Consider the following 12957-nt stretch of genomic DNA (forward strand, 5'->3'; position numbering starts at 1 on the left):
CGCACGAGCCGGAGAAAACTAACAGGAGTCACGGACACCGCAGAAAGGGTTTTCAGTCCAGGACCGGCAGCAGCTCCGGCAGATGGCCGTCGGACGCGGCGGCCGCCCGCTGCCGCTCCTCGGGCACCGGGCCGTACAGGGTGGTGCGCGGCCGTGCCGGGCGGCCCGCCGACTCCGCGACGGCGACCAGGTCCCGCACGGACTTGTACGAGCCGTACGAGGAGCCGGCCATGCGGGAGATCGTCTCCTCCATGAGGGTGCCGCCGAGGTCGTTGGCGCCGGAGCGGAGCATCTCGGCGGCGCCCTCCGTGCCGAGTTTCACCCAGCTGGTCTGGATGTTGGGGATCCACGGGTGGAGCAGGAGGCGGGCCATGGCGGTGACGGCGCGGTTGTCGCGCATGGTCGGGCCGGGGCGGGCGATGCCGGCCAGGTAGACGGGCGCGTTGGTGTGGATGAACGGCAGCGTCACGAACTCCGTGAATCCGCCGGTGCGTTGCTGGATACCGGCCAGGGTCCGCAGATGGCCCAGCCAGTGCCGCGGCTGGTCGACATGGCCGTACATCATCGTCGAGGTGGAGCGGATGCCCAGCTCGTGGGCGGTGGTCACCACCTCGATCCAGGTCGCCGCGGGCAGCTTGCCCTTGGTCAGCACCCAGCGGACCTCGTCGTCGAGGATCTCGGCCGCCGTACCGGGGATGGAGTCCAGCCCGGCCTCCTTCGCGGCCGTCAGCCACTCCCGGATCGACATCCCGGTCCGGGTGGCGCCGTTCACGACCTCCATGGGCGAGAACGCGTGGACATGCATCCCCGGCACCCGCTCCTTCACCGCCTTCGCGATGTCGAAGTAGGCCGTGCCCGGCAGGTCGGGGTGGATGCCGCCCTGCATGCAGACCTCGACGGCGCCCACGTCCCACGCCTGCCGCGCCCGGTCGGCGACCTGCTCCAGCGACAGCGTGAAGGCGTCGGCGTCGGTGCGGCGCTGCGCGAAGGCGCAGAAACGGCAGCCGGTGTAGCAGACGTTGGTGAAGTTGATGTTCCGCGTGACGATGTACGTGACGTCGTCGCCGACGGCCGTCTTCCGCACGTCGTCCGCGATCCGGCACAGCGCGTCCAGCGCGGGACCGTCCGCGTGCAGCAGGGCGAGGGCCTCGTCGTCGCCGAGCCGCGTCGGGTCGTCGGCGGCCGTGCGCAGCGCGGCCCGTACGTCGGTGTCGATGCGCTCGGGTGCCATGCCGGGCGCGGCGGCCTCGCGCAGGGCGCCCCAGTCGCCGTACACCGCGTCGAAGTCGTCCCGGCGGTCGGACGTACGGCCCTCGGTGTCGATGGAGGTGTGCAGGTCCGTGCGCCCGGCGGCGACGAAGACCTCCTCGGGCTCCTGCCAGGGGTGCCCCTCGACGACCGCGTCGGGAAGGGCGAGGCCGGTCTCCGGGTCGGCGAGCGCCCGGACGTGCGGGAGGAGCCGCGGGTCCAGCCAGGGCTCGCCGCGGGTCACGAACTCCGGGTAGACGCACAGCCGTTCCCGCAGCTCGAACCCGGCGGCCCGGGACCGTTCGGTGAGTTCCTCGATCTGCGGCCACGGGCGCTCGGGGTTCACATGGTCGATGGTGAGCGGCGACACCCCGCCCCAGTCGTCGATCCCGGCGGCGATGAGTCGCTCGTACTCGCTGTCGACGAGGTTGGGCGGGGCCTGGATGCAGCCCGAGGGGCCCATGACGAGCCGGGCCACGGCGACGGCGGCGACCAGCTCGTCGAGTTCCGCGTCCGGCATGCCGCGCATCGCGGTGTCGGGCTTGGCGCGGAAGTTCTGGATGATCAGTTCCTGGATGCCGTGGTAGGCGCGGGCGACCCTGCGCAGCGCGAAGAGGGACTCGGCGCGCTCCTCGTAGGTCTCGCCGATGCCGATGAGGATGCCGGAGGTGAACGGGACGGACGACCGCCCGGCGTCCTCCAGGACCCGCAGCCGTACGGCCGGTTCCTTGTCCGGGGAGCCGTGGTGGGGGCCGCCCGGCTCCGACCACAGACGGGTCGCGGTGGTCTCCAGCATCATGCCCATCGAGGGGGCGACCGGCTTGAGCCGCTGGAAGTCGGTCCAGCTCATCACCCCGGGGTTGAGGTGGGGCAGCAGCCCGGTCTCCTCCAGGATGCGGATGGAGATCGCCCGGACGTAGGCGATGGTGTCGTCGTAGCCGTGCGCGTCGAGCCACTCGCGCGCCTCGGGCCAGCGGTCCTCCGGCTTGTCGCCGAGGGTGATCAGGGCTTCCTTGCAGCCGAGGGCGGCGCCCTTGCGGGCCACGTCGAGGACCTCGTCGGGCGACATGAACATCCCGTGGCCGGCCCGGCGCAGCTTGCCGGGCACGGTGACGAAGGTGCAGTAGTGGCACTTGTCCCGGCAGAGCCGGGTGAGCGGGACGAACACGCTCCTGGAGTACGTGATGACACCGGGCCGCCCGGCCTCCGCCAGCCCCGCGTCCCGCACACGGGCCGCCGACGCCGCGAGGTCCTCCAGATCCGCGCCGCGCGCCTGCAGCAGCACCGCCGCCTCGGCCACGTCCAGCGCCACGCCGTCCCGGGCGCGTTTCAGGGCGCGACGCATGGAGTTCTGGGTGGGGCCGGTTCCGGGGGTCGAGGAGGTCGTCATCCGTCGAGCATACGAGCGGGCGGATCAGGCGAGACAGCGGTGCCCCGGGGCGGGGGCGGAAGCCTGACGGCTCGGGAGTGCGGGTTTCTCGTGCGGGTGCGGGTGCGTCGTGGCCTCTCGCGCGGTTCCCCGCCCCCCTGGAGGGCGCGGGGCGGTGACACACGCGGCTCCGCCGCGTCGGCGCGGGCAACCCGCACCCACCCGCGGCCTGCCACCGGCCGCCCACGGCGGACGAGAACCCGCCTACCCGCCCACGAACTCCCCGTACCGGTCCAGCAACCGCAGCACCTCCGCCTCCCCCGCCGGAGGCAACTGCACCACCGCCTCCTCGATGCCCAGCTCCGCGTAGTACGCCAGCTTCCCCGCGCTCGGGTGCACCGCGTACGGCACGACCTGCAACGCCGCCGGGTCCCTCCCCGCGTCGGCCCACGCGCCCCGCAGGACGGGCAGGGCCTCGCTCAGGCCCCGTCCGCCGATCGGCAGCCAGCCGTCCGCGTACTCGCAGATGTGCGCGAACAGCTTGGGCCCGGCCGCGCCGCCGATGAGCGTGCGCGGCCCCACCACCGGGCCCCGCTGCTTCTGCGCCGGCTTCGGGTACGCGTGGCTGGCCCGTACGCTCCCGAACTCCCCCTCGTACGCCGTCGGCTCCTCCGCCCACAGCGCCCGCATGAGGGCCATCCGGTCCCGTACGAGGTCGCGCCGGGTGCGCCACTCGACGCCGTGGTCGGCGGCCTCTTCCACGTTCCAGCCGTAGCCGAGGCCGAGGGTGAGGCGGCCGCCGGAGAGGTGGTCGACGGTCGCGATCTGCTTCGCGAGGCCGATCGGGTCGTGCTGGGCGACGAGCGTGATGCCGGTGCCGAGGCCGAGCCGCTCGGTGACGGCGGCGGCCTGGCCGAGCGCGACGAAGGGGTCCAGTGTGCGGCCGTACTCGCGCGGCAGCTCACCGCCCGCCGGGTACGGTGTGGTCCGCTCGACGGGGATGTGGGTGTGCTCGGGGAGATAGAGCCCCGCGAAACCGCGTTGCTCCAGCTCACGGGCGAGCCTGGTCGGAGTGATCGTCTCGTCGGTGAGGAAGATCGTCACGGCGATGCGCATGGGTCATCTCTACCGCCGCGCGACCCACTTGTCCATACCGACCGGTCGGCACCGATCGGGTCCGCCGCGCCGCGTCTACGCGCCCGTCTACGCGCCCGTCGGCGGGGCTGCCGCAAGGAGGATCTTCCGCGCGAGACGGTCCGTGCGGGCCGTGCCGCCAAGGCGGTGGAGGACCATCCACGGACCGTCGTCGTGCGCGGCGGCCACCACGGAGGAGCCCCGGGTGGCACCGTTGTGCCACCAGACGGACGGGCTCCGCCGCCACGAGGGTGCCGGTTCCCCGAGCCTGCGCTCGATGACCAGCGCGACCAGGACATGTGCCAGCGTCCGGCAGGTGGCCCACATGCCGCCGGCCGGCAGGATCGCCCCGGTCAGCGTCCACAGGGGACGCGGACGGCCGAACAGATGGCGCGGCACGAGGCGCCGGTCCTCCGGCGGACGTCCCGTCGCCGCGCCCGCCTCCAGACCCAGCGGCAACAGGACGTGGGTGTCCACCAGTTGCTGGTAGGGGCGCCCGGTGACGGCGGTGAGCGCGTGCCCGAGCACGGCGTAGCCGAGGTTGGAGTACTCCTCCGTCCCCAGCCGGCCGGCCGTGAGCCGGTCCATCTCGCGCAGCGTGTCCCGCAGGGCCGCCTCGGTGAAGTCGAGATACGGGTCGTCCGGCGGCCCGGTCGGCCCGGCGGGCAGGCGGGGCAGCCCCGAGGTGTGCGCGGCGAGGTGCCGCAGCGTCACGCCGGTCCCCCGCGGCACCTCCTCCAGGCACTCCTCCAGCGGGGTGTCGAAGTCCAGGGTCCCCTCCGCCACGAGCCGGGCCAGGACGGTTCCCGTGAGCACCTTGGTGAACGAACCGATCTCCACGAACCGGTCCGGGTCGTGTCCGTGGGCGACCCGGTCTTCTATGCCGGCGCCGCCCAGCAGGCAGCTCGGTGTCCGCACGATCCGCTTCTCCTGTCCGATGCGTTCGGGTGGGCGGGTGAGCCCCCGCCGAGGCAAAACGATCAACGTACAGCGTCGGGGCCGTATCGAAAACTGGCGATTCCCCTCCCTTGCCCCGCAGTTCACCACCGCATACGAAGGTGTCCCGCACCACCACTGCACCATCCACGCCACGTCACACACGACTACCCGGGGAGCAGCAGATGTGCGACGACCACCACGGCGACGGCCGCGCCGACAGGGGCGAAGGAAACGGGCTGGGAAGGCGCGCGCTGTTCGTGACGTCGGCGGCGGCCGCGCTTACGTTGGGAAGCGTGACCTTCGGCAGCAGCGGCGCGGCGGCCGCGGACGGCGACCAGGAGACCAGGACGATCCGGGGCACCCTCCCCGCCGGCTCCCCGGACTTCGTGTACCTGCCGGTGGAAGTACCGGACGGGGTACGCGAGTTGCGGGTCGCCTACACCTATGACAGACCGGCCGTCCCGGCGGGCACCACCGGCAACGCGCTCGACATCGGCGTCTTCGACGATCGCGGCACCGCCCTGGGCGGCAACGGCTTCCGGGGCTGGTCGGGCGGCGCGCGCACGGAGTTCTTCATCCGCGCGGACGACGCCACCCCCGGCTATCTCCCCGGCCCGGTCCGCCCCGGCACCTGGCACATCGCGCTGGGCCCGTACACGGTGGCGCCGCAGGGGCTGCCGTACGAGATCACGATCACCCTGACATACGGCCCGCCCGGCGAGCGGGCGAGGCCCGTGTATCCGCCGGAGCGGGCCGGGGGCCGGGGCCGCGCCTGGTACCGGGGCGACTGCCATCTGCACTCCTGGTACTCCGACGGCCGCCGTACGCCCGCCGAGATCGCGGCGCTGGCGCGGGCCGCCGGGCTCGACTTCATCAACAGCTCCGAGCACAACACCACGTCCGCGCACGCCCATTGGGCCGAGCACGCGGGCGACGACCTGCTGATCCTGCTGGGCGAGGAGGTCACCACCCGCAACGGCCATGTGGTCGCGCTCGGCACGGACCCCGGCACGTTCGTCGACTGGCGCTACCGGGCCCGCGACAACCGCTTCGGCGCGTACGCGCGGCAGATCCGCCGCGCCGGTGGCCTGGTCGTCCCGGCCCATCCGCACGCCACCTGCGTCGGCTGCAACTGGAAGTTCGGCTTCGGCTCGGCGGACGTCGTGGAGGTGTGGAACGGCGGCTACTCGCCGGAGGACGAGGTCGCCCTCGCCGACTGGGACGGCATGCTCGTGGCGTCGGTGCGGGAGGGGCGCGGCTGGATTCCCGCGATGGGCAACAGCGACGCCCACCGCGACCCCGATCCGGTGGGCCGCCCCCAGACGGTCGTCCTCGCCGACGACCTGACCCGGGAGGCCGTCCTGGAGGGGCTGCGGGCCGGACGTTCGTACGTCGCCGAGTCGAAGGACGTGTCGGTGTCGTTCACGGCGTCGGGGGCCCGCGGGGAGCACGCCGGGATCGGCGAACGGCTGAAGGTGGACCGCGACACACCGGTCACCGTCCGCCTGGAGGCGACGGGCGCCCCCGGCTGCGTCATCCGCTTCGTCACCGACCAGGGTGTCCTGTTCACGTCGCCCGCGCTCCCGGACTCCGGCACGGGCTCGGCGCAGTGGCGGACGACCGCCTCGTACGCGGCGTACGTCCGCGCGGAGGTCCGTCATCCCCCGGTGGTGCCCGGATTCCCGGGCCCGATGGCGGCGTTCACCAACCCGGTCTTCCTCGGACGGAGGTAGCGGCCACCGGAAGGCAGGGGGAACCCTCGTACGAAGCAGCGGTGTTGGGCCTTAGGTTTGGCTCGACACAACCCGTGCGTCTGCAGGAGTGACGCACCTGCTCGGTGGAGGAGACGGCGCCCATGACCGATCACGCGACCACGCCCGAACCCGCGGCGAAGGAGAAGGTCGACACTTCGGTGCCCGCCTCCGCCCGGATCTGGAACTACTGGCTGGGCGGCAAGGACAACTACGCGGTGGACGAGGCGGCGGGCGACGCGTACGCGGGCGCCTTCCCCGGCATCGTGACGATCGCCCGCAGCAGCCGGGCGTATCTGCGGCGCAGCATCCGGTACCTGGTGGAGGTGGAGGGCGTCCGGCAGTTCCTGGACGTCGGCACGGGGCTGCCCACCGCCGACAACACCCACCAGGTCGCCCAGCGCAGCGCCCCGGAGGCGCGGATCGTCTACGTCGACAACGACCCGATGGTCCTCGCCCACGCCCGTGCGCTGCTGTACTCCGCGCCGGAGGGGGCCACGGCGTACGTCGACGCCAGCCTCTACGAGCCGGACAAGATCCTGGAGGCGGCCGCGCGGACCCTGGACCTGTCCCGGCCCACCGCCCTCATCCTCAGCGGCATCCTGGGCCACGTCGGCGACTACGACGAGGCCCGCGACATCGTCCGCCGTCTCCTCGCCGGACTCCCCTCCGGCAGCTATCTCAACATCAACGACGGCTCCCGGGGCACCGACCCGGACTACGAACGCGCCCAGGACGCCTACAACGAGACGGGCGCCGTTCCGTACTTCCTGCGCCCCGTCGAGCAGATCGCGGGCTACTTCGAGGGCCTGGACCTGGTCGAGCCGGGCATCGTCTCGGTGCCGCTGTGGCACCCGGACGACGAGTCCGGCGACCCGAAGCCGATCGGCCAGCACGGCGGGGTCGGCCGCAAGCCGTAGGCCCCGGGGGACGGAGAAGTCACGGGGGCGGGGCCGGCGCCTCGATGCCGGCCCGCTCCGCGTCGCCTCAGGTGACCCTCTCCGCCCCCAGGTCGGCCACCACGGCCGCGTGGTCGGAGGGCCAGACGCCGTCGACCGCGGTGTCGCCCGCCCGGCGGACGGCGCGCACGCGGCCGAGGCCGTCGCGGCCCGGCGGGGCGACGTGGATGTAGTCGACGCGCACGCTGGGTCCGAAGGTGCGGGCGACGTAGGGGTTGGCCCTGTCCCAGGTGGCCGAGGGGGCGCCGGGGTCGGCGTACTCCCAGGCGTCGAAGAAGACCTGGCCCGGTACGGCCGGCGCGGTCCGGTGTCCGCCGAACAGCCGGACCTCGTCGGAGTCGGGCCAGGCGTTGAAGTCGCCGGTGACGACGGGCGGGAACGGGCCCTCGCCCCGGTGCCGGGCGACGAACTCGACGAGCGAGGTGACCTGGCGGCAGCGCAGGGCCGAGGCGTCGGTGGCGGAGCTGAGGTGGGTGGTGAAGAACGGCACGGGCGCCCCCGGCGCGTCGAGCAGCGCGTACAGCGCACCCCTGCCGCTTCCGTTCTCCCCCGTGGGCAGCCCGATGGCCGCTTGCTCCCGCACGGGCCAGCGACTCAGCACGGCGTTGCCGATCCCGACGCCCGAATCCCCGATCCGCCGCTGCCACACCTCGGGATCGCCGTACGACCCCCACGCCCAGCGCAGGCCCAGTTCCCCGGCGAGCCACTCGGCCAGGTTCTCGCCGTCCTGCTCCCACACCTCCTGCAACCCGACCACGTCAGGCCGCAGTTCGCGCAGGACGGCGAGAATCGCCTTCTGCCGTTCCTGCCAGGGCCCGAACCGCCACCACACGTTCCACGTCACGACCCGCACCGGCCACCCACCGCCTCGCCCCGCCCCGATCCTGTGTCCCCGTACCCCCTACCTCCCACAGCACGAGGAGAACCAAGCCGATGTCCCGTGATCCCGACCTGAAACAGCGTGTCGTCACGGCCTTCCAGCGCCACGTCGCCAACCCGGTCCTGCGCCGCGTACCGTTCCAGACCGTGCTGGAGACGACCGGCCGCGTCTCCGGTCTGCCCCGCCGCACCCCCGTCGGGGGCCGCCGCACGGGCGACACGTTCTGGCTGGTCTCGGAGTACGGCGAGAAGTCCCACTACATCCGCAACATCAAGGCCCACCCGGCCGTGCGGGTCCGCCTCCGCGGCCGCTGGCACCACGGCACGGCCCATCTGCTCCCCGACGACGACCCCGTGGCCCGCCTCCGCGCCCTCCCCAGACTGAACAGCACCGCCGTACGCGCCCTGGGGCGCGACCTGCTGACGGTCCGCGTCGACCTGCACGACTGAACCGGGGCCGACCGGAGACGCCGGGTGCACCCCGGACGCCGGGGTCGCCCGGGTTGCCGGGGTCGCCCGGGACGCCGAGCAGCGGTGTCAACGAAGCCCGAACGACGCCCGCCGCCGCCAGCGTGTCCCGTCGTGGACCATCAGGTCGACCGACGACACCCGGGCACCGAAGGGAAGCCGTCCCCGGAGATCGGCCTCGACCTCGTCCAGCACGGTGTCGTCCTGGCCCTGCGCGACGGTCAGATGAGGCACCACCTCCGTGAAGCGCCCCCCGAACGGCGGTGTTTCGGGCCACCGTTCGGCGATCGCCTCCGTGAGCCGCCGGAACGGCCCGTCCGGCCGGGGGACGAGATACAGGATTCCGGGGAACCGCCCGCAGCGCTCGAACCGCGTCCCGAAGGACGGATGACGCCCGATCACCTCGGCGAGGGCGGCACATGTACCGCTGTCGACGCGGGTCTCGTGGAGGAACGGGAAGAGGACGGTGACATGCGCGGGGACGCCGGCCCTGGCCGAGGGGTCCAGCCGGTTCCGCCACACGTGGACGGCGGGCTCGGCTTCGGGCACGCGGACGACGAGCCCCGTCTGCCCCGCTCGGAACTCATCTGAAGCGTCTGAATCGTCGTCGGCCATACCCCATGGGTACCAGCCCCTGCCGGGACCGACGAGGACGGCCCGGCACACGCCGAAGCGCTCACCGGTCGGCGACGAACACGAACTCCCTGCCGGGGCGGTCCGGGGCGTCCCGTACCTCCCGCAGCACAAGCCCCTGTGCCGCCAGGTCCGCCTCGACCTCCTCCCTCTCGCGGAACCTCAGCGTGGAATCGGAGGTCAGCTTCTGCCCGTCCGCCCGGAAGACGTAGTGCCGGCGGAACGTCACCAGGGGCCCGTCCACCCCGGTCAGCTCCACCCAGCTCTCCACCGCGCCCACCCCCGGAACGTCCGTCACCCCGTACGAGTCCGCCCGGTTCCACCCCTCCCACGCCCGCGCGGCCGGGTCGCGGGTCTCGAAGACGAACGCTCCGCCCGGTCGCAGCGCCTCGAACGCACCCCGGAGCGTCCCGCTCCAGACGTCCGCGTCGACGATCTCCTGTGCCGCGTTGGCCGTCATCACCGCGAGGTCGACCCGGAGCGGCGGCAGTGCGGTGGCGTCACCGTGAATCCACCGGACCCGGTCACCGCCCGGCTTCGCCCGCGCCACCTCCAGGGAGGCGAGCGCGGGGTCGACCCCCACCACCTCCACACCCCGCTCCGCCAGCAGCAGCGCGAACACGCCCGTTCCGCAGCCGATGTCCAGCACCGTCCGCGCGCCCGACTCCTCGGCGAGCCGCACATAGGCGTCCAGGTCACTGCGGTCGGGGTCGAGCGCGTCGTAGATCCCGGCCAGGCGCGGGTCGTTGAAGATCTCGTCGGACATGGGCTGACAACTGCCCACCCGGCGAGCCGAATTCACGCGACACCACGGCCCGGCTTTGAAATCCTGGCTCGCGGGCTCGCGGGCTCGCGGGCTCGCGGGCTCGCGGGCTCGCGGGCTCGCGGGCTCACGGGCTCACGGGCTCGCCGGGTCACCGGGTCGCCTTGAAGCAGAGCCGCAAGGCGGCAAGACGGCGGGACCACAAGGCGACCGGGCCACCGGGCCACCTGGCCTCGGGGACGCTGATTCGCCAACCCACCGACCACTGCCCACCGCCCGCTGACCACCGCCCCCCACCAAGGAAGCCCCCGCCATGTCTGAGCACGTCACGTCCGTCTCCGTCACGGAGTTCGTCGTCTCCGGGCCCGATGCTGGGCCCTATGGGATCACCGCCGGGCCGGACGGCGCGCTGTGGTTCACGCTGGTGCACGACGGGCGGATCGGTCGGCTGACGCCCGGCGGTGAGAGCACCTCGTACCCGCTCGACCCCGCCACGGGCGGCCCCTCGCTGATCACTCCGGGGCCGGAGGGGGACACGCTGTGGTTCACGGAGTTCCGGGGGCACCGGATCGGGCGGATCACCACGGCCGGTGAGATCGCCTCGTTCGCGCTGCCCACGCCGGAGGCGGGCCCGTTCGGGATCACGGCCGGACGGGACGGCGCGCTGTGGTTCACCGAGGCGGGCGCCGACCGGATCGGGCGGATCACACCGGACGGGGAGGTCACCGAGTTCCCTCTGCCGCTGACCGGTGCCTTCCCGTCGGCCATCGCCGCCGGGCCGGAAGGCGACGACCGGCTGTGGTTCACGCTGAACCGAGCGAACGCGATCGGCGCCATCGGGCCAGCCGGTGACGTCACCGTCCATCCGCTGCCCACGCCGGGCGGCGCGCCCGTCGGGATCACCACGGGCGGTGACGGGGCGCTGTGGTTCGTGGAGATCGGGGCCGGGCAGATCGGCCGGATCACGCCCGACGGGAAGATCGACGAGTTCCCGCTCCCGGACCGCGCGGCACGCCCGCACGCCATCACCTCCGCAGACACGCCGGACAACGCCTGCTGGTTCACCGAGTGGGGCGCCAACCGAGTCGGCCGGATCACCCCCGACGGCAGGATCGAGGAGTACGACCTCCCCACCCCGTCCTGCGAACCGCACGGCATCACCGCCGCCCCGGACGGCTCCCTGTGGACCGCCCTGGAGACCGGGAGGATCGCCCGTCTCACCGTCGCGCGGTGAGCCTGCCCCGCCGCCCCGTAGGCGCCACGTCCAGACCTTCCCCCGCCCCCTACAACCTCAGATTCTCCTCTGAACTCGCTTGTCTGCCTGGCTACTTGCCGGGCCGCGGTGTCACGATCACCGTCTCGTCCGCCACCCGCGGACCCGACTCACGGGGGTCGTTCCATGTCACACCGCACCCGCTCCGCCCTCACCCTGCTGGCGGCGGCCGCGCTCCTGGCCACCACCGCCGCGTGCTCAGCGGGCACCGCCACCTCGTCCGAGGCCACGGCGACGAAACCACCCGTACGGTCGTCCGAGCAGCGCCAGGTGACGGCGACGGACTCCGCGAACGGGCGTGACGCAGCCGGGGACTCCGCGCAGCCGGTGGGGTCCGTGGAGCGGGCGCCGGGTCTGGACAGCGGCAAGGTCCTCGTCCGTCAGAACGGGACGTATGAAAGCCGGGCTCTGGAGTTCCCCGAGGCCGGGAAGGGGGACGGCGACGCCCTGGTCATCGCCGTGCAGTGCCACGGCAAGGGGCGGCTCACCGTCCGCCTGCGGCCCGCCTCCGCCGACTTCCCCGTGACGTGCCGTGCCGGTGAAGTCAGCAGCGTCTACCACCAGTTCGCCGTATCCCGCGCGCGCGACGCGGGCACCGTGGCCGTGACCGCCTCCTCCGGCTCCGTCCGCTGGTCCCTGACGGTCGGCCGGGCCGCCCCGGCGACCACGGACCTCAAGCCGTAGTCACCTCGCCCTGCATTCGCCGCCGCGCGCTACGCCCCGCTGCTCGCCTGCGCGTTCTGCCACTGGGTGAGCAGTCGCCGGGTGGAGGCGGCGGTGGGGTGGGCGGGGCCGAGGGTGCGTTCCATGGCGGCGACGATCTCGGTCATGTCGGCGACGGCCGCCGCGTTGTCGGGGCGTGTGCGGTCGTAGCGCAGGATCGTGAGGGAACTCCGGGCGATCAGCACGAGGTTGTGGTCGGCGCCCAGGTGCTCGGTGCCGGCGGCGACGACGTCCTCGTACGCCGCCTCGGCCTCCTCGGTGCGGCCGTCCTGGCCGAGCCACTCCGCGAGGCACTGCCGGGCGGCCAGGGTGTCGGGGTGGCCGGGGCCGAGGACGGGGGTGATCTCGTCGATCAGTGCGCGTATCGCGGTGAGGCGGTCCGGCAGGTCGCCCGTCTCGCCCCGGATCTGGAGGCTCAGCAGCCGCGCCGAGAGGGTGTCGGGGTGGTCCGGTCCGAGGACGCGGGTCAGGTCCGGCAGGACGGAGTCCAGCCGGTACAGAGCGAGGTGGGGCCGTCCCCGCCGCAGGCACATCGCCGCCGACACGGCGCGGGCGCGCAGCACCGCCGGATCGTCGCCGCCGAGCCGCAACTGCGCGAGCGCCACCGGGAACGGCACCTCCCGGTGCGCCAGCCGTACCAGCACGACGAACGCGCCCAGGGAAACGAGCAGGTGGACCCGGATCAGCCCGCCGATCGGCACGAACAGGGCGCCCACCCCGGCCGCGACCAGCCCGCCGACCGGCCAACGCCATGCCTTCGACACTCGCTGCATTCGAGCATCATTGCGTTCAGGGCAAGTCGAAAGGAAGAGGAAGGA

At 73.1% G+C, this 12957-nt stretch carries 12 protein-coding genes; 5 read left to right on the top strand and 7 right to left on the bottom strand.

What is annotated here, in order from left to right; all coding sequences use genetic code 11:
* Positions 1-52: 52 nt before the first annotated feature.
* The 3 genes from AC067N_RS12435 to AC067N_RS12445 all read right to left on the bottom strand — a co-directional run bounded on the left by AC067N_RS12435 (position 53) and on the right by AC067N_RS12445 (position 4669).
* Complete coding sequence (locus AC067N_RS12435) at positions 53-2638, bottom strand: bifunctional FO biosynthesis protein CofGH (protein ID WP_478678846.1); 2586 nt, start codon at positions 2636-2638, stop codon at positions 53-55.
* Positions 2639-2881: 243 nt separating this feature from the next.
* Positions 2882-3733 carry an LLM class F420-dependent oxidoreductase gene (locus AC067N_RS12440; RefSeq protein WP_478678847.1) on the bottom strand — a complete coding sequence of 284 codons (852 nt, stop codon included), beginning with the start codon at positions 3731-3733 and terminating at the stop codon, positions 2882-2884.
* An 87-nt stretch (positions 3734-3820) separates the two neighbouring features.
* Positions 3821-4669, bottom strand: a complete 849-nt coding sequence (locus tag AC067N_RS12445; RefSeq protein WP_478678848.1) for a serine hydrolase domain-containing protein — start codon at positions 4667-4669, stop codon at positions 3821-3823.
* Positions 4670-4872: 203 nt separating this feature from the next.
* On the opposite strand from AC067N_RS12445, the gene AC067N_RS12450 reads away from it, so the two are divergent.
* The gene (locus AC067N_RS12450) at positions 4873-6423 is read left to right on the top strand and encodes a CehA/McbA family metallohydrolase (RefSeq protein ID WP_478678849.1); all 1551 of its coding nucleotides are present in this window, start codon (positions 4873-4875) and stop codon (positions 6421-6423) included.
* Positions 6424-6545: 122 nt separating this feature from the next.
* Positions 6546-7361, top strand: a complete 816-nt coding sequence (locus AC067N_RS12455) for an SAM-dependent methyltransferase (protein ID WP_478678850.1) — start codon at positions 6546-6548, stop codon at positions 7359-7361.
* Between the two features lie 67 nt (positions 7362-7428).
* Here the strand turns inward: AC067N_RS12455 and AC067N_RS12460 are convergent, their stop codons facing one another.
* Complete coding sequence (locus AC067N_RS12460) at positions 7429-8253, bottom strand: endonuclease/exonuclease/phosphatase family protein (protein ID WP_478678851.1); 825 nt, start codon at positions 8251-8253, stop codon at positions 7429-7431.
* Positions 8254-8333: 80 nt separating this feature from the next.
* Here AC067N_RS12460 and AC067N_RS12465 point away from each other — a divergent pair, with 80 nt between their 5' ends.
* Entirely contained in the window at positions 8334-8729 is a 396-nt protein-coding gene (locus AC067N_RS12465; protein WP_478678852.1) for a nitroreductase/quinone reductase family protein, read from the top strand.
* A gap of 87 nt (positions 8730-8816) precedes the next feature.
* On the opposite strand, the gene AC067N_RS12470 is transcribed toward AC067N_RS12465, so the two are convergent.
* Both AC067N_RS12470 and AC067N_RS12475 read right to left on the bottom strand, forming a co-directional pair.
* The gene (locus tag AC067N_RS12470; protein WP_478678853.1) at positions 8817-9296 is read right to left on the bottom strand and encodes a 2'-5' RNA ligase family protein; all 480 of its coding nucleotides are present in this window, start codon (positions 9294-9296) and stop codon (positions 8817-8819) included.
* Positions 9297-9423: 127 nt separating this feature from the next.
* Positions 9424-10146: a class I SAM-dependent methyltransferase gene (locus AC067N_RS12475; RefSeq protein WP_478678854.1), complete on the bottom strand. Its 723-nt coding sequence runs from the start codon at positions 10144-10146 to the stop codon at positions 9424-9426.
* A 310-nt stretch (positions 10147-10456) separates the two neighbouring features.
* On the opposite strand from AC067N_RS12475, the gene AC067N_RS12480 reads away from it, so the two are divergent.
* Positions 10457-11377, top strand: a complete 921-nt coding sequence (locus tag AC067N_RS12480) for a Vgb family protein (RefSeq protein ID WP_478678855.1) — start codon at positions 10457-10459, stop codon at positions 11375-11377.
* 165 nt (positions 11378-11542) lie between these two features.
* Positions 11543-12100, top strand: a complete 558-nt coding sequence (locus tag AC067N_RS12485; RefSeq protein WP_478678856.1) for a hypothetical protein — start codon at positions 11543-11545, stop codon at positions 12098-12100.
* 29 nt (positions 12101-12129) lie between these two features.
* Here AC067N_RS12485 and AC067N_RS12490 read toward each other — a convergent pair whose 3' ends face one another.
* On the bottom strand, positions 12130-12912 hold the full coding sequence (locus AC067N_RS12490) for a tetratricopeptide repeat protein (RefSeq protein ID WP_478678857.1): 783 nt from the start codon (positions 12910-12912) through the stop codon (positions 12130-12132).
* Between the last annotated feature and the right edge of the window lie 45 nt (positions 12913-12957).

This window comes from Streptomyces sp. NPDC042364 (assembly GCF_056437585.1).